Source organism: Shewanella sp. Arc9-LZ, assembly GCF_010092445.1.
Lineage (GTDB): Bacteria > Pseudomonadota > Gammaproteobacteria > Enterobacterales > Shewanellaceae > Shewanella.
This window is the reverse complement of the sequence record NZ_CP048031.1, coordinates 4,008,442-4,035,428: the sequence shown is the minus strand read 5'-3', so window position 1 is coordinate 4,035,428 and position 26,987 is coordinate 4,008,442. Positions and strand designations below refer to the sequence as shown.

Annotated in this window: 26 protein-coding genes; 12 read left to right on the top strand and 14 right to left on the bottom strand. The window is 40.4% G+C overall.

All coding sequences use genetic code 11. The annotated features are described in order from the left end of the window. Window positions 1–23: 23 nt before the first annotated feature. The gene (locus GUY17_RS17295; RefSeq protein WP_162023845.1) at window positions 24–911 is read left to right on the top strand and encodes a tetratricopeptide repeat protein; all 888 of its coding nucleotides are present in this window, start codon (window positions 24–26) and stop codon (window positions 909–911) included. Between the two features lie 257 nt (window positions 912–1,168). Here the strand turns inward: GUY17_RS17295 and GUY17_RS17290 are convergent, their stop codons facing one another. From GUY17_RS17290 to GUY17_RS17280, 3 genes are read right to left on the bottom strand one after another with little or no spacing between them, the layout of a single operon-like run. Next, on the bottom strand, window positions 1,169–1,384 hold the full coding sequence (locus GUY17_RS17290; protein WP_162024394.1) for a TIGR02450 family Trp-rich protein: 216 nt from the start codon (window positions 1,382–1,384) through the stop codon (window positions 1,169–1,171). A gap of 44 nt (window positions 1,385–1,428) precedes the next feature. After that, a complete protein-coding gene (locus GUY17_RS17285; protein ID WP_162023844.1) occupies window positions 1,429–2,034 on the bottom strand; it encodes an HAD family hydrolase in 606 nt (201 codons plus the stop codon). 25 nt (window positions 2,035–2,059) lie between these two features. Further along, window positions 2,060–2,671 carry a CIA30 family protein gene (locus tag GUY17_RS17280; protein WP_162023843.1) on the bottom strand — a complete coding sequence of 204 codons (612 nt, stop codon included), beginning with the start codon at window positions 2,669–2,671 and terminating at the stop codon, window positions 2,060–2,062. Between the two features lie 341 nt (window positions 2,672–3,012). On the opposite strand from GUY17_RS17280, the gene GUY17_RS17275 reads away from it, so the two are divergent. Continuing rightward, on the top strand, window positions 3,013–4,146 hold the full coding sequence (locus GUY17_RS17275) for an endonuclease/exonuclease/phosphatase family protein (RefSeq protein WP_162023842.1): 1,134 nt from the start codon (window positions 3,013–3,015) through the stop codon (window positions 4,144–4,146). Window positions 4,147–4,305: 159 nt separating this feature from the next. On the opposite strand, the gene pepN is transcribed toward GUY17_RS17275, so the two are convergent. The 6 genes from pepN to GUY17_RS17245 all read right to left on the bottom strand — a co-directional run bounded on the left by pepN (window position 4,306) and on the right by GUY17_RS17245 (window position 11,004). Further along, window positions 4,306–6,969, bottom strand: a complete 2,664-nt coding sequence (gene pepN, locus GUY17_RS17270; protein ID WP_162023841.1) for an aminopeptidase N — start codon at window positions 6,967–6,969, stop codon at window positions 4,306–4,308. Between the two features lie 76 nt (window positions 6,970–7,045). Next, window positions 7,046–7,639 (bottom strand): penicillin-binding protein activator LpoB, encoded by a 594-nt coding sequence (lpoB, locus tag GUY17_RS17265; RefSeq protein WP_174839654.1) that lies wholly within the window; start codon window positions 7,637–7,639, stop codon window positions 7,046–7,048. 49 nt (window positions 7,640–7,688) lie between these two features. Next, window positions 7,689–9,059: a COG3014 family protein gene (locus GUY17_RS17260; RefSeq protein WP_162023840.1), complete on the bottom strand. Its 1,371-nt coding sequence runs from the start codon at window positions 9,057–9,059 to the stop codon at window positions 7,689–7,691. Next, window positions 9,053–9,565, bottom strand: a complete 513-nt coding sequence (def, locus tag GUY17_RS17255; protein ID WP_162023839.1) for a peptide deformylase — start codon at window positions 9,563–9,565, stop codon at window positions 9,053–9,055. The genes GUY17_RS17260 and def overlap by 7 nt, the downstream gene beginning before the upstream one ends. A 222-nt stretch (window positions 9,566–9,787) precedes the next feature. Next, complete coding sequence (locus GUY17_RS17250; RefSeq protein ID WP_011638679.1) at window positions 9,788–10,000, bottom strand: SlyX family protein; 213 nt, start codon at window positions 9,998–10,000, stop codon at window positions 9,788–9,790. A gap of 35 nt (window positions 10,001–10,035) precedes the next feature. Further along, window positions 10,036–11,004 carry a WD40 repeat domain-containing protein gene (locus tag GUY17_RS17245; protein ID WP_101085299.1) on the bottom strand — a complete coding sequence of 323 codons (969 nt, stop codon included), beginning with the start codon at window positions 11,002–11,004 and terminating at the stop codon, window positions 10,036–10,038. 168 nt (window positions 11,005–11,172) lie between these two features. Here GUY17_RS17245 and fkpA point away from each other — a divergent pair, with 168 nt between their 5' ends. After that, window positions 11,173–11,925 (top strand): FKBP-type peptidyl-prolyl cis-trans isomerase, encoded by a 753-nt coding sequence (fkpA, locus tag GUY17_RS17240; protein ID WP_101085300.1) that lies wholly within the window; start codon window positions 11,173–11,175, stop codon window positions 11,923–11,925. Between the two features lie 274 nt (window positions 11,926–12,199). On the opposite strand, the gene GUY17_RS17235 is transcribed toward fkpA, so the two are convergent. Next, window positions 12,200–13,165 carry a zinc transporter ZntB gene (locus tag GUY17_RS17235; protein ID WP_162024393.1) on the bottom strand — a complete coding sequence of 322 codons (966 nt, stop codon included), beginning with the start codon at window positions 13,163–13,165 and terminating at the stop codon, window positions 12,200–12,202. Window positions 13,166–13,365: 200 nt separating this feature from the next. On the opposite strand from GUY17_RS17235, the gene GUY17_RS17230 reads away from it, so the two are divergent. After that, complete coding sequence (locus GUY17_RS17230) at window positions 13,366–13,737, top strand: YacL family protein (RefSeq protein ID WP_162023838.1); 372 nt, start codon at window positions 13,366–13,368, stop codon at window positions 13,735–13,737. 85 nt (window positions 13,738–13,822) lie between these two features. On the opposite strand, the gene GUY17_RS17225 is transcribed toward GUY17_RS17230, so the two are convergent. Together GUY17_RS17225 and narQ are read right to left on the bottom strand one after the other, a co-directional pair. After that, complete coding sequence (locus GUY17_RS17225) at window positions 13,823–14,452, bottom strand: response regulator (RefSeq protein WP_101085303.1); 630 nt, start codon at window positions 14,450–14,452, stop codon at window positions 13,823–13,825. Continuing rightward, window positions 14,445–16,160: a nitrate/nitrite two-component system sensor histidine kinase NarQ gene (narQ, locus tag GUY17_RS17220; protein ID WP_162023837.1), complete on the bottom strand. Its 1,716-nt coding sequence runs from the start codon at window positions 16,158–16,160 to the stop codon at window positions 14,445–14,447. The genes GUY17_RS17225 and narQ overlap by 8 nt, the downstream gene beginning before the upstream one ends. 283 nt (window positions 16,161–16,443) lie before the next feature. Between narQ and nrfA the strand changes: the two genes are divergently transcribed. From nrfA to GUY17_RS17195, 5 genes are all read left to right on the top strand, one after another. Further along, window positions 16,444–17,835: an ammonia-forming nitrite reductase cytochrome c552 subunit gene (nrfA, locus tag GUY17_RS17215; protein WP_174839653.1), complete on the top strand. Its 1,392-nt coding sequence runs from the start codon at window positions 16,444–16,446 to the stop codon at window positions 17,833–17,835. A 332-nt stretch (window positions 17,836–18,167) separates the two neighbouring features. Beyond that, the gene (gene glnK / locus GUY17_RS17210) at window positions 18,168–18,506 is read left to right on the top strand and encodes a P-II family nitrogen regulator (RefSeq protein WP_011636110.1); all 339 of its coding nucleotides are present in this window, start codon (window positions 18,168–18,170) and stop codon (window positions 18,504–18,506) included. A gap of 10 nt (window positions 18,507–18,516) precedes the next feature. Next, window positions 18,517–19,767, top strand: coding sequence for an ammonium transporter (locus GUY17_RS17205; protein ID WP_101085306.1), 1,251 nt, complete (start codon window positions 18,517–18,519; stop codon window positions 19,765–19,767). 155 nt (window positions 19,768–19,922) lie between these two features. Then, window positions 19,923–20,252: a hypothetical protein gene (locus GUY17_RS17200; RefSeq protein ID WP_101085307.1), complete on the top strand. Its 330-nt coding sequence runs from the start codon at window positions 19,923–19,925 to the stop codon at window positions 20,250–20,252. A gap of 97 nt (window positions 20,253–20,349) precedes the next feature. After that, complete coding sequence (locus GUY17_RS17195; RefSeq protein WP_162023835.1) at window positions 20,350–21,570, top strand: tetratricopeptide repeat protein; 1,221 nt, start codon at window positions 20,350–20,352, stop codon at window positions 21,568–21,570. Window positions 21,571–21,575: 5 nt separating this feature from the next. Here GUY17_RS17195 and GUY17_RS17190 read toward each other — a convergent pair whose 3' ends face one another. Continuing rightward, a complete protein-coding gene (locus tag GUY17_RS17190; protein ID WP_162023834.1) occupies window positions 21,576–22,418 on the bottom strand; it encodes an ABC transporter substrate-binding protein in 843 nt (280 codons plus the stop codon). A gap of 428 nt (window positions 22,419–22,846) precedes the next feature. On the opposite strand from GUY17_RS17190, the gene aroG reads away from it, so the two are divergent. Then, the gene (gene aroG / locus GUY17_RS17185) at window positions 22,847–23,902 is read left to right on the top strand and encodes a 3-deoxy-7-phosphoheptulonate synthase AroG (RefSeq protein WP_101085310.1); all 1,056 of its coding nucleotides are present in this window, start codon (window positions 22,847–22,849) and stop codon (window positions 23,900–23,902) included. A 44-nt stretch (window positions 23,903–23,946) separates the two neighbouring features. On the opposite strand, the gene GUY17_RS21115 is transcribed toward aroG, so the two are convergent. Further along, entirely contained in the window at window positions 23,947–24,123 is a 177-nt protein-coding gene (locus GUY17_RS21115; RefSeq protein WP_011636116.1) for a hypothetical protein, read from the bottom strand. A gap of 351 nt (window positions 24,124–24,474) precedes the next feature. On the opposite strand from GUY17_RS21115, the gene GUY17_RS17180 reads away from it, so the two are divergent. Further along, a complete protein-coding gene (locus tag GUY17_RS17180; RefSeq protein ID WP_162023833.1) occupies window positions 24,475–26,268 on the top strand; it encodes an ABC transporter ATP-binding protein/permease in 1,794 nt (597 codons plus the stop codon). 283 nt (window positions 26,269–26,551) lie between these two features. After that, a complete protein-coding gene (locus tag GUY17_RS17175; RefSeq protein WP_101085312.1) occupies window positions 26,552–26,800 on the top strand; it encodes a hypothetical protein in 249 nt (82 codons plus the stop codon). The last annotated feature ends 187 nt before the right edge of the window (window positions 26,801–26,987 follow it).

Here is a 26,987-nt window from a genome sequence, read left to right as displayed (position 1 = left end):
ATCGTATATAAAAAGGACTTAACATGATGAAACAAAATGCTATTATTTTGAGCTTAATATTAAGCTTTCTCGCTTTCGCTCCATTTAAAAGCCAAGCAAACCAATTACCTGAGTGCAACACGTCTGAATGTATTGAATACTTTAAAGCCTATCGCATTTTAACGAAACGAGGCCACTCCTCAGCAATGGCCATGTTAGCTGAATTCTATTACACCGGTTATGGCACCAATAAAGATTTAGACATGGCGTTAAAATGGTACCGACGTGCAGGTAAATATGGTGTACTGGATGCAAAATATAAAGCGGGTGTCTTGTATTTACAAGATACTCCTCTGAAAGATGTCGACGAAGGTGTTGAGTTTTTACAGTTCGCATCAAAGATGGGCCACTCTCAGTCATCGTATTTATTGGGTAAAATGTATTTAGGTGGTGGCATGGTAGAACAAGATTTGGCACTTGCAGATCAATACCTTGCTATAGCTTATGAAGAAAATAATTTTGCAGCCAGAAATTATGGGCAAATACTTTACTTACATGAATCAACTAAAGATTTACCGCTGAGCAAACTTTACGCTTTAATTTCAAAAGATGTTGTCACGTTAATCCCTGAGAAAACTGTTTCAAACCAGCAGACTGCAGCGATCAATTTTCCTCAAGGTGAAATGGAAACCATTGACGTACAAATGGATACATTTGAAGACATGTTTGGCTCGCATATTACCCAATTGAACCACATGATCCCTGACACTTCAAAAGGCACTGGATCGAATATAGCGGGACAAACATGTGCAAAAATGTGGGGATGTAGTAGTGAAGGTGATGGCCAACGAATCCAGGACGTCATGTTATCTGATTGGGGTTTAGAAACCCTTCAATTTAGGCTCGAAGGTTCAATCTTTATCATAAAATAATAGCCGAGTTAAATAGAATAATGGGTTTCAATGACAAACTGGTTATTTTTGTTGCAAGGCTAATAACGAAGCTATAGTCAGTTGTTGTAGTCAATGCAATAGTAAACAGATCAACAAGCAGTTTGATAACCGTTTATTATCTTGAAACTCGTTAGCTAAGGTTATGCTAATGATAGTACAAAAAAGTGACTCATTGTATTTAAACAAGAGTCACTTTTTTATTATCAAACGGCATAATAAATGTGTTTTGCAGTAGATTATTGCCAACCAATTTTCCACTGTTGCGGATCCTTAAGAACGCGCCAATTAATAGAGCATTCTTCTGCATTCATTTCTGCACGGATAAGACATTCAACCACGTTTTGTTGCTCGTCATACTCAACTTTAGTCACTGTAAAATGCTTCAACTTTTGAACCACGTTAACTTTGGTCCATTTACTATTCAGTAATTTTTTTGGGTGAATTTGATTCATATTCATGTGGTAGTTCTTATTTATTATTAACGTTAGTACTGGCGTTAATCGCTCGGTGAGTTATTGATTATTAATTGCTGGAGTTGACTCAACTCTTCGATAACAATATCGGCTAAATGTTGATAATCACGTTCGATGCCATGATTAATTAAACAGGCTATCATTCCCGCGTTATTAGCTGCTTGAATATCGTATAAGTAATCACCAACATAGATAATATGCTGGGGATGTATTTGCCATTGTGTTGCAATGGCCAGTAACGCATCGGGTGCCGGCTTTGCAGGGAAGTGCTCTCGGGTTAACACATGGTCTATGGCGATATTATTTTGTGTTACCTTCATGGCACTGGCTGCAAGGCTATTACGAGTCACTATGGCTGTGGGTAATTTGGCCGCTTCAATAGCGTTAATCAGTTCGGTCATGCCTTTGATTGGTTTGGCACTCATAGCATCTTGATATTCATGCTCAAGAATAATTTTGTTTGCGTTGGCTTGAGTGGCTTTGCAACTTAACTCGTCGACGTATTTAAGAAGGTCTACGCCATTAGGGCAACCAATTTGTTGGCGAATTAAGTCAAAATCTAAACTGGACTCAACTAAGGTGCCGTCTAAATCAAAAATAATGCCTTTTATGTGTATTGGTAAATTCAATGAATACCCTTATGTATTAACATATTTATCGGTCAAACTGTATTGAGTGTAACTCAATTATAAATGGACCTTGTTGTTTTTGTGCCACGAGAAAACCAACACGATCAATATCTTCAAAGTTTAATGTAGGGGCATTCGTGACCGCTCGCCCTCTAAAGCTGACAGTAAAATCTGCCGGGGTAAAAGTATGTTGAGTGAGTGTATCAGCTTGAGTATTAACGTTAGCCACATAGGCTTCACCATAAGATAAATTCGGTGTTTTTAGGCGGATTTGATATATTTTTCCGTCACCTTTGGCCGTGATAGTGAGTAATGATGCATCGGCAATTTGATGGATAAAGCTGGATTCTGTCGATGCAAATCCGCCATTATTTGCCAAGGAAACCTGTCCAGAGAATAATAACGCTTGTTGCTCATTAAGCTTAATTTGGCTTTGCGAAATACCGCCCATCACAGTGTCATTATTGATGTTCCACGCTGTGAAGTGGCTTGGGTCAGTAAAGTGAAATAGCATGTTGTCCTCACTGGCACTCCAGACGGGTTGGCCAATTAATAATAAAACCCCAACGGCAGTAGCAATGCCTATTTGTATTGTTTGGCAGACATGCCGATTATTTGCATTGAGTGATCCCATCATATACTCCTATTCATTTTAGTTCGATAAGCACATGTGCTATAGAAACAATGCCGTAAAAAAATGGCTTATCAGGGTGAGGGATAAGCCATAAAGGGTCTTACGGAGGATGATTGTCTTAGAACATCGGGTGTTACTTTATCGGATCAGCTGTATCGGGGGATAGTCAATCAGATATCACTTAACGTCTAACTATTATGCATTACGCGTATTTGTGAATGTAGGTTCAGTTTTTTTAGGTTATTTTGTTTATGTTGCATTATTCCTGGTTGAGGGGAGTTAAATTCGACAAATAACAATGTTGTCAGTACCCTTAATATAAGTTTTACAGAGAGCAAAATATTTTGGACGTAAACGATGTATTAACCGCTCCATCACCCGAGCTTACATTTAGTGTCGTAAGCATTAATTTATTTAACTTTATTGAACCGCCTCACGCCTACTATGACTTTGAAAACATCTATAGTGATAAGCAATGGCAAAAAAAATGTGCATGGTTAGGTGAGTTTATTAGCCACAATCAACCTGACATTATTGCTTTTCAGGAAGTGTTTAGTCCTGATGCCTTAGCTAAGTTGACTGAGTCGTTGGGTTATGAATATTTTGTGGCGCTAGATTTACCCGAGGTAGTAAGTGATTATGTGTACCGCAGCCCTGTGGTCGCGATAGCATCAAAGTATCCTATTATTGATTCAGCTAATGTCAGCCCAGATCCGCAATGGGTCAGCCAGTTAGGTTTAGCGGAGTCATTTAGTTTTAGCCGTAAACCGTTACGGGCTACGATACAGTTACCAGTATTTGGTCCATGTGATTGTTATGTCATTCACCTTAAGTCTAAACGCAGTGGCGTGAGTCGTGACGATATCAGTGAAAGTGGCTTACATGGCGGTGCTGATTTTGTTGCACGGCAAGTGCTTGGGCGTTGGGCATCCAGTTTACAGCGCGGCAGTGAATCAGCTCTATTGTGCCATCAAATGCTGATGAGAAGACAGCAAACTCAGCAGCCCTTTATGTTGATGGGTGACTTTAATGACACCATGGGCAGTGAACTCTTAGCGGCATTTAATAATCAATTACGCGTGTATCGCAGTGATATTGAAGACCCTGGGCTGGCTAAACTAGGTGAAACCTCATTAATGGCAGAGTTACAGCAAAGTAGTTTGTTTGACAGCTATGAGCTGTTTATCGCCGCGACTAAGTGTAACGCGACATTGGCCCTGGATGAATTTGAGTCAAGCTCACTAGTGGATGAGCAACCGCATCCTGCTAGGCAGCCGACACATTACTATGGCAACAGTGGCTCAGTACTTGATTACATATTAGTCTCAAGTGAGTTTAATCCGACTCAGCAGCAAAACCTCGCTCATATAATTGATTATAAAACGTTTGATCGTCATCTAGTTCGGCCTGACTATGAACGCGACAGCGACAGTACCGATCATGCACCAGTGATGATGAGCTTTTGCGTGCGCACTTAGTGAGTGGCAATGATGATGTTTATAGATGGACTATTGAAAGTGATCGCCACATAACTTGCTAAGTGTCGGCTCCATTTGGTCAAGATAATAAAAAGCGCTGATAAATATCAGCGCTTTTTTAGATTTAACGTAATTGATTTACCGTTGTAATGGGTAAGCTTACTGTAATTTTTGTTTGATTTTTACGCAGCGTTGTTCTTGTTGACGGGTTTCGAGTAGGGCGCGTCTCACCAATGGTGATAAACCCGTTTGTGTATCTAAAACATGGCTAATAGCTTCTATGTTTGTTGCACTACAATCGGTCGGAATTAATTGCGCCGCAAAACTGCGCATAAATACCGGACCTTTATCGTCCATTAGCGGCAAGTTGGCAAAGCGTTGTTCTGCCGTTGCGGCACTTAACAGTTTTTGTTCAGCCGGATAAATATTGTACATTGCGACGCGAATTTTTGAGAACGCCATGCTGTCATTGTTTTCAATGGTATTTAACCACTGACGCTTAAGCGATGACTGTGGGCGGATAACCTCGGCTGCAATCGCGGCTTTTTCACCAGAGTCAGATTGATCAAGGTGTTTTTCTTGGGCGAGTAGCGCCTGAGCATCACCGTAATCATAACGGTTTAATTGGCGGATCATCGCCCAGCGTAAATCTTGATCTATGCTTAACCCTTTAATATGGCTCTTACTTTGCAGTAATGATTGGATATGTTTTAACGCATCGCCATGGCTAGATAAACTAATATAAGCATCGAACCAACGGCGTTGAAAATCACTATTCCGGTAGCTTTCCATACTCATCCGCAGGCTCATTTGGCTAAGTGCCTTAGATATTTTACTGTTGTAAGCCGCATTAGCTGGCGCCATTAAATCAAGATAGTTCTTAGCACGCTGCAGATTACCAAGTACTTGACCTAGAATGGTGTAGTCTTTTTCGAGTGGCGCATTAATTAACGCGATATTTAAAAACTGATCCAATGATGTCTTACCATCAATCACACTGTCCCACATGCTCTGCCACAACATAGAGCGTAATAGCGGATCGGTTACTTGACCTAGAGACTGTTTGGCGGTGTTAAATGAGCTAGAGTCTAGCGTTACTTTCACAAATCCCCAGTCATCATAGTTTGGATACACTAAATCAGGACAAACCTCGCCAATTAACTGATCAACTTCGGTATAAGCGCCTTTGTATGTCACCGCAACCACTTGTTGTTTTTCTATGCCATATCGATTTTTGTTGAACAACCCTAGTTGTACTCGTTGTTCACGTAACGTTGGATGTTGTTCATCATCAGATGTTTGCACTAACCCAAACGAGTCAATTTGACCTCGCTGACAAGTGTACTGAGCTTTGATGGTATTCACACCCGCCGCGTACAACCATTCTTTGGTCCACAAAGACAAATCACGACCACTAGCCTTAGCTAGACTGTTGATAAAGTCATTAAGCTCAGCATTTTGATAACTGTATTGTTGTAAATATTGGCTCACTCCACGGCGGAAGGTTTCTTCACCGAGTAAATGACGTAATTGCTTGATGGTCGATGCACCTTTTTGATAAGTAATGGCGTCGATATTATCAAAGGCATTTTGGCTGGTGGCCACGGGCACTTCAATTGGGTGAGTCGTGACTAAACTATCTTGATGGTAAGCAGCTTGTTTACCAGAGGCATAAAAAGTGCGCCATGCATGACTAAATTCAGTGGCTTCACTGGTAGCAAGGGTGCCCATAAATGAGGCAAAGCTTTCATTTAACCATAAGCCATTCCACCACTTCATGGTGACTAAGTCGCCAAACCATTGGTGCGCCATTTCGTGCATGATAACGCCTGCTAAACGTTCTTTTTGTTCGGCAGTCATCTTGGCATTAAATAAGAAACGGTCTTCAGAAAAAGTGATCGCTCCTGCGTTTTCCATTGCGCCATAAAGAAAGTCAGGCACTAATACTTGGTCGTATTTTTTAAACGGATAAGCAATACCAAAGTAGCTATCAAAAAAGTCTAAACCTTGCTTGGTATAAGTGAACCAATCTTGAGGGGTAACTTGGTTGGCCACAGACTGACGCGAAAATAAACGCATCGGATAACGGCCTGAATTATCTTCCCAAACATGGTACGGACCTGCGTGCATAGAAAAGTTATATGGGCTTAATTTTGGGGTAGCAGGGAAGGTCCATAAGTTAGTATCGCCTTGGTCAACCACATTGGTTTCACGCATGGCACTGATCACTTGCCAATCTTTGGGTGCATGGACGTTAATCTGATAACTGGCTTTAAGATCCGGTTGATCAAATACTGCAAACATTTGCTGGGCGGCTGCAGGTTCAAAATGTGAATACAAATAAACTTTACTGTCTACTGGGTCGACAAAACGATGTAAGCCTTCGCCATTGGTACTGTGTTCTCGAGTAAATTCAACTTCTACAGTGTTGTGACCATCAACTAATAGACTTTGATTTAACACAATATAAGCGCCATTGTAATTAGGATATACCTTGGTTCCGTTAACAATAAATTGCTTAATATTGGCTTTGTTAAGATCAAGCGTTAGTGATTTTGGCACGCTGCTTAAGTCAAAGTGAACAATCGATTTTGCACTGAATTGGCTGTGCTCACTTAAAAAGAAAGTTAGCTCATATTGTGCATTTGATACCACGTTGGATCTTGCTTGTGCTTGTACTTGGCTTATGTAGGCAGAGCCATCCCGTTGCAAGGATGATGTTGAAAGTGAGCTGCTGCAGCTGACAAGGCTAGCACAACATAATGCGATGAGACTGGTTTTGATGACCCGAGGACTAAACAATTCAGTGGATAACAATTTCACGTTAGTGTTCCTAACTTTTTATTTGATGTATGAAAAAGCCGACAACAATGTCGGCTTTAGTGCTATGAGTAATGATTTATAAGCCTAAAAAAGACTTTGATTTCATTTTACGGATTTCTTTTTCATCTGACCATTCAATTAAGCCCGTTTCAAGATCCATTAACCGCATGGTCATTTTGTAGTAAACATCTTTGGTGCTGCCATCTTGTTTAACGATGCTTGATAAGTTGCCATAAAGCATATATTGCGCGCCAATTTGACGGCCAAATTTAATTGCCGTAGATGGGTCTACCATGCCGGCATTGTTTTGATAATCAAGTTGTTTGCGTACAGTATCAACCTTAGTCATATCAATAAAACGGAACTTACCAGAGCGTAATAGTTTATTGCTAATGGTGTCGGTCACTGATTCTGTATCGATATGTTCAGAGGTTTTGTTTTTAATTTTATCCACAAATACAATCGGGCGGTTGCTCTGTGTCATTACCACAACAGGTGGGAATGCCATCATGCTGTCGACCATTTTTGCTGCGATAACTTGCAGATCAGTTGAACCGAAGTTTTCGTTAACGGTTTCGACTTCCGTCGCGTCACCATACTCTACTTTAGATTGACAGGCGCTCAGCCCCATTACTGCAGCTAATACAAATATCAGTTTCAAATTTTTCATAGTAAATTCCATTGGTGATGAGTGACAGTTGATAAGCAATTATCGTCTATCAGATGATTATCGAATAAAAACGGGTACGATTTCCAGTCTCTATTGCCCAAATTAATGTTGTACGGTTTGGTTTTACGTCAATATTTACATTTTGGCTGCTATTTAAGCGAACATTATAGCTGCCGGCATCGATAAATTGTCGAGCAATTTGAGCCTGACGTGGCAGGGTTAACCAACTTCTACGGTCGGCTTGCTCGGTGATAACATTAAATATTTGCATTACCATCGCAGCAGCATCAACTTGATTATTGGCTCGTTGACTACTGTTTTGTACACTTCGATTCATTTGGTATTTAGCATAAACTCTTGCGGCTTGTCGAAACAACGCAGCGGGTAAATCTTCTTTTAAGGCATTAATGGCTAACGCATCAATGTTAGCAATAGTTTGTGCTGTGAGTGGCGCGTCTAACCCTTGGATTTGGCTGTTATTGACTAACTGACGTTGTGGTTGATAGGTCGCTAATGACGCGGATTGGATATTACCGTTAAGTGGAAAAGGTACCGTAATACTCTGTTTTTCTGGTACAAAATCACGTTCAATAATAAACACAACTTGGCCTTGGTCGGGTTTAGGCATTACCGCCTCTCCCCAGCGACGTTTAAATTCGTCGTATTGAGGCATCCCCAGTTGTTTAGCTAAACGAACTAAATCTTGCTGTAAATACACATTGTCTGGGGTAATTTGTGCTGCTTTGCGATAATCAATAAACGCATCATTAGGCTCGTTAGCAAGTTCGTGCAACAAGCCAGTAGTGTAATAGCTGTAAGCGTTTAGAAACGAGCTGGTGACATTGCCCGCTTCTTTGCTTAATTGGGCTACTTGCGCGTCAATGGTGCCATTGGCCATGTCTTGCACTGATTTTTGTGATTTCTGATAGCGTGCTTGTTCCATACTTTGCAATTCATTACTGCGGCGAACTTCTACTAATGCCCCTTGAGCGTCGCCACTAAATAAATAATTAAGTGCCTGATATTGATGCAACATAATACGCTCATAACCCGGACCTCGATAAGGAATGGCATTATCGTTGAGTAAAAGACTGCTCGCCCCTGCACCTAATTTACTGGCACTCACGATGGCTTTATCATCAAAAACTTGATAATCGTCAATGGCTTGTTGGTAATAGGTTTTACTGCCGCTAAAGTCACCCGCAATTTGCATAATACGCCCAGACTCTTGGGCGTAAAGTAAGCCATCATTGCCGCTAATATTGTCGGCCAAATCAGTGATTTTTGCTGTTGGTGAATCGCTATTGAGTTGTTGCTTGTATGGCGCTATTTGCGATGGATAGTTAACAAATACACTATTAAAGGCACAACCGGATAGGCCAATAATGAGACTCAACCCAATACAGAATGTTCTTAACATTGTGGCACCAGTATCTGAGGTGTCATGAGGTTGACCCGTTCAAGTAAAGTAATACCCTGCAGGTGGTCATATTCATGTTGAAAAATACGCGCAACAAATCCCGTTAATGTTTGTTGATGTAACTGGCCATCAAGCGACTGATACTGAACTTCTATTTCGCTGTGTCGTGCAATAGATAGCCGCTGACCTGGAATGGATAAGCAACCTTCTACATCTGTTTCTGTTGCGGCAGATGCCGATAGAATCTGTGGGTTTATGACTACCGTTGGAGGCATTGATGGCGCATGGGGATAACGTTCGTTAGGATTTGACGCCATGATAAACATTGCTACGTTGCTGAACACTTGCGTTGCCGCAATACCGACGCCATTTGCATTCAGCATAGTGCTGAGGATGTTATCAGCTAAGGTATGTAATGCGTCGTCAAACACCGTCACTGGCTCAGCAATTTGAGTCAGTATCTGTTCGCCTGTGGTAGCAATGCTGAGTAGTGGCTTTAGCTGCATAGGTGACGGCTGTCCTTGTTATTCGCGTTAGATGACGACCTAGGTTAATCTTATTTATGGTTTAAATTGTTATGAGTAAGCAAGGTTATTACTTGCATAGTCTCATTCTATGGTACTGACCATTCACTCGATTTCAATACAGTCTATATCATATTTGCTGAATATCAGCTGACTATGATAGCAGTCAAAGTATCCTAAAATATCTTGTATGGTCGCAAGGCTTTAGTAATGTGGTGGTGGAGTCTCTTCGGCAGAAGACGCCATGTTACTAGGCTCAATAGAATGCAGTTTATTAACCATTAATAGCATTTGCTGTTGCTGTCTGGCAACTAATGCATTGAGTTTTATCACTTCTTGGTTTAACTCTTCAATGGAGATATCTTGAAATGATAATTTCATTTCAAGATCATCAATCTTTTGTAAAACGCTTTCCATGTCGACCTCTTATTACTGAATTATTACATTAGTTATTACTGCCAATATTCAACTAAACCTTGGCTGCTAATACTGACTATCGAGCCAGGTGCTATCATTGCGGCAGAGTATACTACAGCGCCTTTGTTTTGGGTGTTTTTACTCAATTGAACTTGCCAGCGAGAAAGTCGTTTACCTGAGTCTATTTGCCATAAAAAGATTTCTCTTGATGGCGTACCTGTGAGTAATTGCTGGTCATTATTAACAAAGCGAGCACTTGAAAAATTCATTTGGCGTCGATTAATATCGAGATGACTTATTGGTTTACCGGTATCCGACTGCCACAGGGTGGCATTACCGGTGATATCGCTTGCAAAGCTGAGAGTCGCTGAATCGTTAATCGCCACTTTAGTGATGCGGGATGTTAACTGCCATTGTTGTAATGGTTGACCCGTTTGGGCTTGCCAAAGTAATACTTTACCATCATTCCCGCCGCTTAATGCTGTATTGCCATCGGCACTAATAGACACGCTATTCACTTTTTCTTGATGGCCCAAAAATTGAATTAAGCGTGATTTTTCAGGTGACAATGACATCACAGAGCCATCGACTAAGCCCACAAGGGTTTGCCCTGTATTAGCGATGGCGACACTTTGCGCATAAGAAGGCAAAGACCACCATCCGACAGATGAACCATCGGTTAATCGCCATATTGCAAGTGAGTGGCTGCTAATTGTTGCAGCATAAAGGCTATTTGCTGATATCGCAGTATCAATGACGTTACTGGTATTTTGTTGTTGGCCTTGGAGCCACTGGTAAGACAACGTTGAGTCAGTAAGATCCCATACCTGTACGCCATTATGAGCCGTGCTAACCAAGGCTATGGTTGCATCATTTGACAAACTTGCACTATAACTGGCATCAGTAGTGATGACCTTAACTTTCGTCGCTGTTGGTTGGCATGCAGATAATAGGCTTACTAAGACTAGAGTTGGCCAAAAAAACAGCATTGGAACGCGTATCATGAACTTGCTCCTTGAATTATTGTCCTAAACCTTGTCATATAAGGTTTACCCAATGGTATAACCGTTTTAACTAGTATAAAGTGGCAAGAGAACATGACCAATTAAACATCTCATTGATTGAATGTATTAAGGTTATTGTAACCACTATAGGATGCTGAGGAAGCTTTAATGAAATCTATTTACAAATTATCGTTAGTTGCATTAGCCGTTGTTGGCCTTACTGCGTGTAATCAGGAACAAGACGTTGCTCAAAAGAAAGTTGAATTGACAACTGACGTTCAAAAAGAAGCATATAGTGTTGGTGGTTCAATTGGTAAGTACATGTCTGGTCACATTAAAGAGCAAGAAGAATTAGGCTTTGCTGTTGACCGCGCTATGGTGATTAAAGGCTTTAGCGATGGCTTAGGCGAAGAAATGCAGTTAACTGAAGAAGAAATGCAGACTGTATTACAAAACCTAGATAAAAAACTAAACGACAAGCGCTTAGAGCAAGCTGAAACGTTAGCTGCTAAATCAATTGCAGATGGCAAAAAATTCTTAGAAGACAATAAAGCCAAAGAAGGCGTAACCACGACTGAGTCTGGTTTGCAGTACGAAGTATTAGAGGCCGGTAGTGGTGAAAAGCCTGCTGCTGAAGACACTGTTGAAGTTCATTACCGTGGCACGTTAATTGATGGCACCGAATTTGACAGTTCATATGCTCGTGGTGAAACGGCTAAGTTCCCACTAAACCGTGTTATTCCTGGTTGGACTGAAGGCGTACAGTTAATGCCTGTAGGCGCTAAGTATAAGTTTGTTATCCCATCAGAATTAGCTTATGGCGAACGTGATACTGGCACTATTCCTGCTAACTCAACATTGGTTTTTGAAGTTGAATTAATGTCAGTAGAGAAAACACCTGCTGCAGTAGAAACTAAGTAATATCAACATTGTTTCAGTCGTTAAAAGACTGATAAATATAAATTAAAAAGGACGCTTCGGTGTCCTTTTTTGTTTACAGTTAAATTTGCTTAGAATGGCCTTGGATAAGTGATTAACTCCGTCGCTTTATATTGCTCAACGTTAGTAGTTTAACGTTAGGTAATACCAAGTTAACTCCGCTAATCATTTTATTGTCATTACGTGCAAATTAGCCGCTCTTGACGAGTAGTTAACCCTCAGCAGATCAATGTCCATCATGTATATTAGAGGCGGATTATAGCCATTTCAAACGGTAGAATAAGTACATTTGCAAACCTATCAGCGCAAACAATCCGCCACAGAATGCGGCAAAAGCCCAATTTGATTCAGCGCCAGGTATTCCGCCAATATTGACGCCCAATAAACCTGTTAAAAAACCTAATGGTAAAAATACCGCCGAAATCAATGATAAGAAATACAGTCTCTGATTCACTTGTTCCGACTGTTGTGATTGAAGCTCTTCCTGCGTAACGCTGGCTCGATCGCGTATTGCATCAAGATCTTCTATTACTCGAATAAGGGTTTCGTGTATTTCACGTAAGCGGACTTTATCATTGTCGTCAAATAGTTCGCTGGCTTCTTGTAGCATACGAGAAAATGCTTCTCGTTGGGGCGCGAGGTAGCGACGCAATACTACGGTTTGTCTGCGCAGCTCGGCAATGTCAGTACGTAAGGTTTTGTTTACTTGAGTGACAACGCGTTCTTCTAATTCATCGAGCTGCTCTTCCAGTTTGCCAATAAACTCCACTTTACGTTGCGTCAGACGCTCACAAATGGCCATGATAAACGCTGCACTATCAACCGGACCTTTGCCTTGTGTTATCGCATCGGCAACATCAATCACCGATTGTAACTGGCGCTCGCAGGTTGAGATGATCTTGTGCTCTTCAGCGTAGATCCGCACTGCGACCATGTCTTCTGGATCGGAGTTTGGGTTTAAATTAACTCCTCGTAACGCCAGTAAAATTCCTTTGTCGGAACTTAATACTCGTGGACGAGTATCAGTGGCCAACAGAGTATCCATCTCAACCCTCTGTAAGCCGGAGTTGAGAATCCATTTACGAGCTTTAGGTTCACGATATCGCAGATGTAACCACAACAGCCCATCAGCAGGCTGCCATTGTGCTATTTGTTCCGCGGTAAGTGACTGGCCAGCATTGGGGCCGGTAAGCAATAAACTGTATATAAAACCATTATTCATTATTAGAGATTCCATGTGATCACTATTGTAATAATTTACGCTATTTTTTTATCTTGCCCAAGTTTAAAACAACCTTATAAAATGAAATCCTTTATTTATCGTGCATTTAACCATCAAGCGCAATATTTGCTGAACTAACGAGCAGCAGAGTGGCCGTTCATCGGTTAAAATAGAAAAAATGCTAATAAAAGAGTACTAGTATGGAATATCAATTTCGTCGAAATCGCCTAGAAGGCACGGTCTTTGCTGAATTTAGCATGGGTCATGAAGTGTTAGGCAGATGGTTTGCTGAAGAGCTTGGTGACGACAAGAGCAAAGCTAATCATATTCTCACCCAGATTGTGTTAATCAAATCTGGGGCGCTTAACCATTTGCGGGATATCGGTGGAGAGTTAACTATCGACATCGACTTTGAGCAAGTGAGAGTGTTTGCCAGTGTGATTGATTTTGAGGAAGAGCACTTATTAGAAGACTCCATGAGCCTGTATAATGCGGAATCTGAGTGTTATTGTGGTCTGGAAGACTTTGAGTCAGTACTGCAAAGTTGGTTAGCATTTATTAACGATAAATAACCCATCTCTTAATTCTAGTGGATGATAAATAACAACAAAACCACGTTTAAGTGGCCTTGTTGTTAAATATGATTTTGATAGTGGGCTAATTGTTAAGGTAGCGTACGGCCATTTCTGTGCGAGATTTTGCATTTGCTTTACGCAGCAAATTCTTCACATGAACTTTAACAGTGCCTTCGCTGATGTGTAAGTCTTCGGCGATCATTCGATTACTTTTACCTTCCGCCAGCTCCTGCAATATTTGTAATTCACGCGGGGTTAAATTCTCTATCCAGCTGTTGTCGTCAATGGTATTTTTCAACTCATAAAGATAAGCTTCTACTTCATCACTAATGACTCGGTGACCCAGCATGGCTTTTTTGAGTTGCTCTAACAGTAAATCAGGCTCAGTGTCTTTGAGTAAATAGCCGTCAGCACCCGCTCGCAGTAGTCTAATGACATCTTGTTTAGCGTCTGAGACGGTTAAAATCACAATTCTTGCTGTTACACCTTCTTGACGCATAGCATTGAGAGTATCAAGCCCAGACATGCCTTTCATATTCAAATCGAGCAAAATAATATCGGGTTCATCTTCGGCTACGGCGGTAAGAGCTTCTAGTCCCGTGCCCGTTTCACCAAAAAGCGAAAAGTCACCGTCGGAGGTGATTAATTGGCAAATACCACGGCGTAATAATGGATGATCATCGACAACAAGTACGGAATACGGCTTACCCATTTAAAGGCTCCTGTTGAGGTGGAAAACTCAGCGTAACAGTCGTACCGCCGAGCTGGTTACTATTGAACGAAACGATACCATTCAGTTTGTTGGCGCGTTCATGCATGATGCCAATACCGAAATGCTGATCTCGTTCAGCTAAATGTGTCACGCCAATGCCATCATCACATATTGTAATAGTAATCATGCCATTATTTGTTAACTGACAATCTACCACTATATGAGCAGGGTTAGCGTGTTTAATTGCATTTAATGTCGCTTCGCGAATTAATTGTAAAATATGAATGTGTTGTTTAGCTTCAAGTAAATGTGCTGATATCTTGTAATTCAATTGGATATTGATATTCGTTTGATGACGTAATTGATCCAACATAACTTCAATAGCTTGACTTAAATTAGGCTCTTTAATGGTTAATCTAAAGGTTGATAACAGTTCACGTAATTGTACATAAGCAGTACTGACACCTTCATTAATCTCTGTCAATTGACCTTCTACTTCAGGGCTACGACAACTGTGAGCAAGACTTTTACGTAATAAACTCACCTGGATTTTCAGAAAAGATAATAATTGCCCAATTGAATCATGTAATTCTCTAGCGATGACCGCACGTTCTTCCAGTAGCGCCAGTTGCTGCCGTTGTTCAGTAGCATTATGGATAGTAATTGAACGGGTTAACATCATGGCGAAGTTTTCAAACAATAATTTATTCAATGGCTTATTAGATATTACATCTAAATAGCCCATTTGGGTCTTTTCTATTAATAGCGGAAACTGTACCGATTCAGTGGCTAACTCATCAGGCCAGCCGCCTTCAGCTTTAATAACGTCTTTAGAGCCATCATCATGCTCAACGACTAAGCGAAGAAAGGTTAAGTCTTCATAATATTTCAGCTGATTGATTGCAGATTGTAATGCTTTATAGTCGAGTTTATCAGCATGTAACATGAGTAGATTGTCGTATAAAAACTTTAGCTCATTGTTTGCTCGGGTTAATGCCAAGGTTTTTTCGTTCACTTGGTTTTCTAAATCTTCATATAAATGGGCTAATTCCGCTGCCGTCTTTTGCAGTGCATTACCTAGAGCCGTCAGTTCTATATAACCCGTTTTAGGCATCTCAACTTTGAAGTTACCTTTCGAAATAGTTGCTGCGCTATCCATCAACAATTGCAATGGTTTAACAACCCGTTTACGTGTGAATACTACGGCAAAGAAAGCGATAACAAGTAAAATAAATAAGCCGATAATCTGCCCAATAACCAATAACTTTAATTTAAAGGCCGCGAACAATTCCATCTTTAATACCAAGGTATCAATGGTGTCGACAAAGTCGGTTAATGAGGCTGAGTAAAGTCGCGTATTCCCTTCTTCAATATACACTCTCATCACTTGCCACTTATCGATAACCAATAAATATTGGTCTCGCAGCTCTTTGGGGCTATACCACTGAAGAGAGCGTTTAAGTGCTTCTGAACTAAGTGTATTTTCGAAGGCAGAAATTTTTTCATCGGTATTACTACTGCCGGCATTGGTATACAACAACAGCCTATAACTTTGCATTCGCAGTGAACCCGAGGCGTTGATGCCTTTGGCATCGCCTAAGCTGAAGGTTAAATTGACGATAGAAAACACCGCTAAGCTTGATGACAACAAAATTAAAATGAGCATTAAACTTAAAATGGTGGAAGTAAGGCTGCCACGAGTAAACATAAAATCCTGCTGTTGATAGCGATTAGTGATTAAAAATAAGTCAAAAGTACTGTTTTATATGATGTCCAATAGTGTGTTCTACATTAGGTATGGGTTGATAACATTAACAAGTTTACAAAACTGTGAAATACATCCTGTTTACATGTTGATCTGGCGCAAACTTTCATCGCTATACCCCATAAGGGGTATATTTAAAGCGGTGTTAAATCGCTAACTTTGACTTTGGAGATGTCGTGATTATTAAATTAAATATAATGTAACACGGAGATAAAGGGTGATGAAGATGAATATGAAATCAATTGCACTGAGTGCAGTGATGGCAGCCAGTTTTTTAGCTGCTGGCGCAATGGCGAGTGATAAAACGGAGCCTCGAAATGAGGTTTATAAAGATAAATTTTCTAAGCAATATGACAGCTGGCATGCAACTGATGAAAGCAAAGAAGTTGTCGATATGTTGGAAAAAGTACCTAGTCTAGTCGTATTGTGGGCAGGCTACGGCTTTGCTAAAGATTACAATGCACCACGAGGTCATATGTATGCGGTTACTGACGTAACGAATTCATTGCGTACCGGTGCGCCAAAAAATGCTGAAGATGGTCCAATGCCAATGGCGTGTTGGAGCTGTAAAAGTCCTGATGTTCCTCGTGTGATTGAAGAGCAGGGCGAAGATGGTTATTTCAGTGGCAAGTGGGCTAAAGGCGGTCCAGAAATTGTCAATGTTCTTGGTTGTGGCGATTGTCATGAAAAAGGCTCATCTAAGTTACGTATGTCTCGTCCGTTTGCAGAACGCGCAATGACAACATTGAATACTCCATTTGATAAAGCTTCTCGTAAAGACAAGCAGTCAATGGTGTGTGCTCAATGTCACGTAGAATATTATTTCGAGAAAACGGCTGAACGTCCTGGTTTCGTTAAATTCCCTTGGGATATGGGTACCACTGTTGAGCAAATGGAAGTGTATTACGACAACATGGAGTTCTCTGATTGGACTCATGCTGTGTCTAAAACTCCTATGCTAAAAGCACAACACCCTGGTTATGAAACTTGGAAAATGGGTGTTCACGGTCAAAATAACGTGAGTTGTGTTGATTGTCATATGCCTAAAGTGACTAACGACAAAGGCCGCAAATTTACAGACCATAAAGTGGGTAACCCATTTGATCGCTTTGAAGAAACATGTGCAACTTGTCACAGCCAAAGCAAAGAGTTTATGGTTAAGCAAGTTAATGAAAGCAAACAGAAAGCACAAGACTTAAAAGCACGTGTTGAAACTCAATTAGTTAAAGCTCACTTTGAAGCTAAAGCTGCGTGGGATGCTGGTGCAACTGAAGTTGAAATGAAGCCAATCCTAATGGATATTCGTCATTCACAGTGGCGTTGGGATTATGCGACTGCATCTCATGGTGCATCATCTCATGCTCCTGCTGAAGTATTACGTATTTTAGGTACTTCATTGGATAAAGCAGCTGATGCTCGCGTTAAACTTGCTCAGTTACTCGGTGCAAAAGGTGTTAAGCAACCAATTGCTTACCCTGACACTTCAACGAAAGCAAAAGCACAAGCAGCATTAGGCATGGACATGAAAACCATGAATGCTGAAAAAGCTGAGTTTAAGAAAACACTGGTGCCTAAGTGGAAAGAAGAAGCTAAAAAGCGCGAAGCGACTTATAAATAAGTTGTACTTAGCATAAAAAATCTCCTCAGGTGCAAGCCTGAAAAATCTAACAAACAGCCCTCATTTGAGGGCTGTTTTTTTATCTGTGTTATGTAGAGATAGTGCACCGGTTTCTTGCTGCTAGGTAGCATGAAAGGTGGATGATTTGCTGCACCAAAACGATGCGTCGATGTTTCTTGTGCACTTGATTGGTGCCTTAATGTTAATAAATAAAAGAGTAAATAAAATAAAAGCTATATATAACAGCATATTGAAAAAGTGGCCTAATGATTGAATTAACTCATCCAACAAATTAATAACAATTACATTTTTTCACACTTTTGGAGGTCGAGATGAAACTCGTCAGCGCTATCATCAAGCCATTTAAATTGGATGATGTCCGTGAAGCCATTGCAGGCATGGGCATTGAAGGTATGACTGTTACTGAAGTAAAAGGCTTTGGACGCCAAAAAGGTCACACTGAACTTTATCGTGGGGCAGAGTATCAAGTGGACTTTCTTCCTAAAGTAAAATTAGAAATTGCCACCAAAGATGAAAATTTGGACATGCTTATTGAAGCCATTACCAGTGCTGCACATACCGGCAAAATAGGTGATGGAAAAATTTTTGTGACTGATTTAGAACAAGCGATCCGTATTCGTACGGGTGAACTTGATAACGAAGCATTATAAGGTGGCTGCTATGGAAGAATTAACTCAATTAGGCCTGACGGTAACTGAACTACGTTTTGCATTAGACACGTTCTATTTCCTCATTTCAGGTGCGTTAGTTATGTGGATGGCAGCGGGTTTTGCCATGTTAGAAGCCGGCTTAGTTCGCTCAAAAAACACCACTGAAATATTAACTAAAAACGTGTGTTTATATTCAATTGCATGTGTGATGTTTTTATTCGTCGGATACAACATCATGTATGTCGACAATGTAGAAGGTGGTTTTATTCCTTCTTTTGGTTCGTTAATCGGTTCGCAAGCCGATGGTGCAGACCATGCTTTGGAATCAGACTTTTTCTTCCAAGTCGTGTTTGTTGCTACGGCAATGTCGATAGTATCTGGTGCTGTGGCTGAACGGATGAAGTTATGGTCTTTCTTAGCTTTTTCGGTCGTCATGACCGCGGTCATTTATCCTATTGAAGGTTACTGGACATGGGGTGGTGGATTCCTCTCTGAAGCTGGTTTTGTTGACTTTGCTGGTAGTGGCATTGTGCACATGGCTGGTGCTGCAGCTGCAGTATCTGGTGTGCTGCTTCTTGGTGCTCGTAAAGGTAAATATGGTGAAAATGGCCAAGTTCATCCTATTCCAGGCTCTAACTTACCAATGGCTACTTTAGGTATGTTCATTTTATGGATGGGTTGGTTTGGTTTCAACGGTGGTTCACAGCTGTTGGTTTCAGATGCTGAAAACGCCAGTGCTGTCGCTAAAATCTTTGTAAACACTAACTCTGCCGCCGCATTTGGTGCAATCTCAGCGCTTATTGTGTGTAAAGTTGTTTGGGGTAAAGCTGATTTAACCATGATTTTAAACGGTGCGTTAGCGGGTTTAGTGGCAATTACTGCTGATCCTTTATCACCTTCGTTGTTAATGGCCGGTGTAATTGGTTTGGTTGCTGGTGCAGTTGTTATCTTCTCAGTGATTGCATTTGACCGAATTAAAATTGATGATCCAGTCGGTGCCATTTCGGTGCACGGTGTTGCGGGATTCCTTGGACTAATGTTAGTACCATTATCAAATGCCGATGCTAGTTTTGGCAGTCAGCTATACGGTGCTGCGGTTATCTTCATTTGGGTATTTACCACATCGTTACTGGTATGGTTTGTATTAAAAATGACTATGGGTATCCGTGTGACAGAAGAAGAAGAGTACAACGGTATGGATGCTTCTGACTGTGGAGTAGATGCTTACCCTGAGTTTGTGAGTGTGAAAACCGCTGGCTAATGAGTTAATTAGCTAACATAGAAAACAGAACCTTAGGGTTCTGTTTTTTTTTGTAGATTAATAACGTTATTACTGACTCAATTGAGGTAAATAAAGGGCCATGTGCCAGCTTAACGTATACACTATTAGATGATGAAATCTGTGATGAGGTGATGATGAAACCAATACTGATAAATTTATTAATGGGATCTTTGTTATTAAGCGCAGCAAGCTATGCTGGCACCGTTGTGGTGCGCCAGTCATCAACGCCTTTTGATGCTTTTGCTGTTCGCGACAGTGTATTACAACAGCACGAATGGCAAGAGTTGTTAAGACAGCAACAGCAGATAATGATTTTGCAATCACTGCCTATTGGTTGTTTAGCCGTGACGTCACCATTTCATTATTTTAGCTGTGGCAATCAATTTTATCGTCCCTACGAATATCAAGACACACAACTTTTTATCCAAATAGATCCTCCTGTTAGTGTAAATCCTCCTCAGTAGCTAATAAGCCATTACAAACTTGTAGTGGTTGTTTTGGCCTAATGGGCATCTATTGACTATGCTTTTAGATAGCGTATTCCTATCTGAGGGCTGAATAATGTTTACTCATCACCCAAAAAAGACAGAGGTTAATTCCTTTGCCAAGGATGACCACTTACGACTTCAATGGACCCATCTACTGCTTATTGTTTTACTTTTCAGCATGAGCGCTTGTCAATCAACTCAGCCCCAAAACAAAGCAATCAAGATTACTGACCTATTTCATGATGAAATGTTCATGCCTGTTGAGACTGTGGCTATTGATGATATTTATCGTTTACCTGATAAGTTTGTCGCACAATTTAGGCGACAGTTTCAAGCAGATAGTACTCTTCGCAGTCAAAATATTCTGGCTAATGAATGGTTGGCTCAATATATAGGCGCACAAGATGGTGGTTTTGAGTATCGTGATAATGTTACCCGCTCAGCCAGTGAAACGGTGCTTAATCGTCAAGGTAATTGTATGTCTTTGGTTGTGTTATCGGCGGCGTTGGCTGATGCGTTAAATGTGCCCGTGGAGTTTAATGACATAGATGTAGAACCCGTTTGGGATAGGCGAGGTGGTTTTTATTTAGTTAATGGTCACGTTAATTTACGTTTGTTACCTCCAAGGGCTAATAACACTGTGTTATTTAGAGGTACTGATGTTCTAGTGGACTTTTTGCCTGAACGCTCTGTGCGTGCGTATCATAAAAAAACAGTTAATAAGCGCCAGCTAACCGCGATGTTTTATAATAATATTGCAGCAGAAGCGTTAATTAAAACTGATTTTGATGCGGCTTATGCACTGGTTAAAAAAAGCATTCAATTGGATCCGCAATATGTGGCGGCCATCAATACTCTAGCGGTTATTTATCGACATAAGGGCTACGAAGTTGAGGCTGAATATGCATATCGTTTAGCGTTACAAATTGACTCGCAAGATTTAACCACATTATACAATTTGGCGTTGATTTTAGGTGAACAAGGGCGTTTAGATGAATGGGCGCAAATACATAAAGTGCTTGAACTCGCGAGAATAAATAATCCGTTTTACTATTTTGACATGGCTCAACAAGCGTATTTTGATAAGCAATATCAAGATGCACTCATATGGTATAAACGAGCAGTTGATAAAGCGGATTATCGTCATGAATTTTATTTTGGGTTGTCTAGGGCTTATTGGGCAACAGGTGAAGAGCGTCTGGCTGAGAAAAACCTTAAACGTGCGTTAGCCTTAAGTGATAGCAATAATAAGCAACGTTACCAAATTAAGCTGCAAGCGTTTAAACAAAATTAGTACCTTTAAGGTATTTGATACTGCGGTTGATAATTGTTTTGTTCAGCTAGATCGAGTATCTCTTGGTAGCGATATGACTGTTTGAGTGTAGTAATGGCACTATCTACTCGGTTAGTCGTTTTTTGATCATAACAGGCAATTTTACGTTGAGCAGGGTCAAAGAGTGCCACTTCTGTTACTGGTATGCTGGTATCGAGTTTTGATTTGAGTAAATGACGATAATATTCAAATATTCGTCTTTCTAAAACAATGACCTCCACATATCCATTAAATAACATCACCACTTGGCTTTTCTGATTGGTGATTTCACTGTAGTTAGGGTTGGCATTCGCGATGTCTTTAAACTCATCACCTAAGTATTGTTTTGAATTTTGGAATCCTAAAATAGACAATGCGCTAAGATCGGTAATTTGTTCAATCTTAAGGTTATTTCTAGATAAGTAAAACACGCTATTTTGATATTCAAGCAAGCTCTGTGTATAAAATAGTCCTGCCACGTTATCGGGTGCATTGATCATGCAGTCTATTTTATTGGTTTTGACTAGGCGCTGCGCACGCAAATTAGGCGCATGCACAATCTCTTTTATGTCTATATTTTCACTGTCCAGAGCAGCCTTCAGAAGGTCATACTGCACACCAGTGTTTTCATCGGTAAAGAAGTAGGGTGCAATACTGTTACTGGTAGAGAAACTGATGCTATTAATGATCGGAATCAACGTTGTATGGTAATTTTGCGAGTGGAGTTCGACTAATTCGTGCGTATCATCGATGGGATCTACTGACGTGGCAATCGCAGGATTGCAAAGAGTTAACAATGAACCTAATAAATAAATATTAAAATATTTCAATCTGTTATCCTCCTCTGGATAGCTTGCCAAGTATTAAGTTGCTCATCTTCCTTGTGTTGAATTAATGATGTTAATCATTAAAGTAAAGCATATTAATATCATCAGAGTGTCTTTTTTATGAGACAGTTTATGTTAGTGATATTTGGTGCTAAAAAATCAATGTATAAGTGTATTTCATACTCGGTTTACGGGGTAGCCAAGTGAGCTCAGTTGCTATTGCTTCCTATTACGTATTCCCAATCACATACTGATAGTCACTACTATCGGCACTGATGAATAATACTTGATTGATTTGTCGATAGATACTGGTTAAATTGATGATTCATGTTCATTTTTTCGATGGTTTTTTATCATTTTTAATGAATCGTATCAGCTGATTTATTTATTGAATCAGACTCATAAGACGTTTTGCCGGAGTTGTAACCACTATGCATTATCAAAATGACGATATTCGTATCGATGAAATAAAAGAATTGCTTCCACCCATTGCGATTCTAGAACGATTTCCGGCAACCGAACATGCATCATCAACTGTTTTCAATGCGCGTAACAGTATTCATCAAATTCTAGCCCGTAAAGATGATCGCTTATTAGTGGTGATTGGCCCTTGTTCAATTCATGATCCTGTTGCCGCCTTAGAGTATGGTCAACGCTTAGTTAAATTGCGGGAACAGTATAAAAATCAGCTTGAAATTGTCATGCGAGTGTATTTTGAAAAGCCGAGAACGACAGTAGGTTGGAAAGGGTTAATTAATGATCCGTATATGGATAACAGTTTTCAATTAAATGATGGTTTACGGACCGCTCGTAAATTACTCGTTGATTTAAATGACTCTGGTATACCAACAGCAGGTGAGTTTTTAGATATGATCACGCCTCAATATGTTGCTGACATGATGTGTTGGGGCGCTATTGGTGCACGTACTACCGAATCTCAAGTACACCGTGAACTATCATCGGGGCTATCTTGTCCAGTAGGATTTAAAAATGGTACCGATGGAACCATTAAAGTGGCTATTGATGCCATTGGAGCTGCGAGTGCTCCACATCATTTCTTGTCGGTCACTAAGTTTGGTCATTCAGCCATAGTGTCAACCAAAGGGAATCCAGATTGTCATATTATTTTACGTGGAGGTCGGGCGCCTAATTATAGTGCCGAACACGTGTCCGACATTGCCAAGCAGCTGGCTAAATCTGGTTTGACAGATAATATTATGATTGATTTTAGCCATGCTAATAGTAGTAAAGATTACAAGAAGCAGATGATGGTTGCCGATGATGTTGCAGGGCAAATATCTCAAGGTAATCATGCTATTTTTGGTGTGATGGTTGAAAGTCATTTAGTTGAAGGACGCCAAGACCTTATTGAAGGTAGTGCATTGTGTTATGGACAGAGCGTAACAGATGCTTGTATCGGCTGGGATGATACAGAGTCACTTTTAGCAACACTCAATAAGAGTGTACTTGACCGTCGTAAAGCTTGATATTTGATTAGTTACACCTAAAAAAATAAGGCGCACAATGCGCCTTATTTTTTTATATGTTGTACTAAGTATTCATTGGCCTTAGCTAAACTGCCAAACGCTGAAATAAGATTATCACGCCCTTTATCTTGCAGTTCAGGGTTACCTGATTCAATCATCATCCATACCCATGTTTGTATTAATTGTAATGGTGGGTATTGAATTTTCGAGCTATCCAACATAAAGCATCCTTTAAACTAGTAAATCGTTGTTTGTTTATTATCAAACAGGCGTTTATCTGTGCTTGAAGAGTAACAAATTCTGCTGACAGAAATAACTCTATTTAGCTTAAAAAAGCATAAAATGACTAAAAAAATTTAAAAAGTAGTATTTTAGTCTGTGTGATTTTATTCATTGATAGTTCTAAAGTACTATTTACCTGACGCTCAAATAGCCCTTTTATGTTAAACATGAGTGTGGACTTAATCCATAGTAATGTGACCGATGTCTGATTAGAAAATGACATATAATAAGACAATCAATATTAGGTCGTGGCGAACTGCCTATAGCAGTGGTAATTAATTGGAGCATAAATGAGACCTTCTGCGTATTTCGAAGGCCCGGTAGGGAAGTTAAATTGGCATGTTTTAAGATTATTATGGCCATATTTATTAGAATTTAAAGCACGAGTGTTGTTAGCAATGATTTGCTTAATCGTTGCTAAAATTGCGAGTGTTGCACTGCCATTTATTCTGAAAGAATTAGTCGATACGCTTGATAAGCAATCTTCAGCCCAGCTCATCGCAGTTCCTGTTGGATTGGTGCTAGCTTACGGCATGGTACGTTTGCTGAATGTTATAATTGGCGAGATACGAGATACGTTATTTGGCCGTGTTACCGAACGCGCTATTCGCCGCCTTGGAAGAGCCGTTTTTGAACATTTACATCGGCTCGATCTTGATTTTCATTTAGATCGCCGTACTGGCGGCCTGTCTCGTGATATTGAACGCGGCACAAGTGGCGTCAGTTTTTTAATGCGCTTTATGGTATTTAATATTGTGCCAACCCTGCTTGAGATTGCCTTAGTGATCGGTATTTTCTTTTATAACTATGGCGCCAGTTTTGCGCTGATCACTTTATTTTCTGTGGTGGCCTATATTGGTTATTCAATTGTGGCGACAGAGTGGCGCACGGGTTATGTGCGCGATGCTGCGAGAGCTGACTCGCTGGCTAATACGCGTTCAATCGATAGCTTGTTAAATTATGAAACTGTAAAATATTTTAACAATGAAGAATTTGAGTCACAACGGTATGATTCCGCACTTGAACAATGGGAAGTTGCAAAGCGAAAAAACCGTTTATCATTGTTTGCGCTTAACGGTGGACAAGCATTAATTATTGCTGTTGCGATGACGGCTATGATGGCGCTGGCGGCTTATGAAGTGAGCCAAGGCTCGATGACAATTGGTGACTTTGTTCTCATTAATGCTTTTATGATGCAGCTGTTCATTCCATTAAATTTTTTAGGCTTTGTTTACCGTGAGATCCGTGGGGCATTAGCCAATATTGAACGTATGTTTGATATTTTAGACAAACAACCACAAGTGTTAGACCGCGTCGATGCTATTGAAGCCAGTCCAATTGTCGGGGCAATAAAGTTTACTGATGTGAGCTTTCATTACGACCAACGCGCTATTTTAAACAGCGTTAGTTTTGATGTGCCAGCAGGGAAAAAAATTGCCGTAGTGGGCGACAGTGGCGCAGGTAAGTCAACTATCATTAAACTGTTATTCCGCTTTTATGATGTTGACCGTGGGTCTATCACTATTGATGGTATTGATGTGCGTCAACTTAGCCAACAGGCCTTACGAAGAGCCATCGCAGTGGTACCGCAAGATACTGTGTTATTTAATGATTCTATTTATGAAAATATTAGGTATGGTCGCTCAGATGCGACTCACGATGAGATTCTCGCGGCGATTAAATTGGCTCATTTGAGTGACTTTATTGAATCATTGCCGGATAAAGGTAACACCAAGGTCGGTGAGCGAGGATTAAAGCTCTCCGGCGGCGAAAAGCAACGTGTTGCTATTGCACGCGCGGTGTTGAAAGGAGCGCCTATTTTAGTGTTCGATGAAGCCACATCTTCATTAGACTCACGCTCAGAGCAAGCCATTTTGAGCGCCTTGCGAGATGCAGCCAAAGGCCATACAAGTTTAGTGGTCGCCCATCGTTTATCGACCATTATTGATGCTGACCAAATCGTTGTATTGAGTAAAGGTAAGATTGTTGAACATGGAACTCATACCAGTTTGTTAGCTCAACAAGGGCTTTATGCTCGGCTTTGGCATATTCAACATGAACAAAAAGATCTGCCAAATGATTAAGGGTTGGTCAATGGATATCGCGCTATGATGTTGTCGGGTAAAATACTGTCGTTGCCACAAATAAAAATCTCTCTATAGCGTAAACACTCAGTATCTGACTACTTTAACAGCGCTGAGCGGTGTTTAAATCGTCTGGATATATTTAACGCGAATGAATCTTTTGACGACAGTGATCAACGCAGTTAATCTATAGCCTAACTTGTGGGTTATTTATTCCAGATAACTTTATTTTTCAATCAATTGGATTTTATCAAAGGTGCGAATTCGTGTATGGAGGTGACTTGTGCATAATATTGCGTTAATTGCGGCGCTAGAAGGCACCCGACATCAAGTGACAACCGATTGGTTTGCTATTATGGCAATGCTTAAAACGCGTAACATGTCTGATGATGCTATTAAAATAGTTTATAACGACTTATGTGCCGGTTTGAGAGTAACGACTCGAGGACTCACTTTAGCTAAAGCAATGAACAAAGACCTTGATAAAAACATTATTAAACAAAGTGATGATCCGCAGGACATGCTTTCTTAGTTTACATCGCGTTAATCAACTTATGTTGGTTCATTGATTTGCACATTATGCAGATAAAGTGATATCAACGGATGTATTTTGACATGTTCAAATGACTTTAGTCGTTAGTATTTGGCTGGTTTACGGTATCAAATACTTGGAAGAAGATAGGAATTATAGTGAGTTGATTCAATGGTGACGAGTGCTG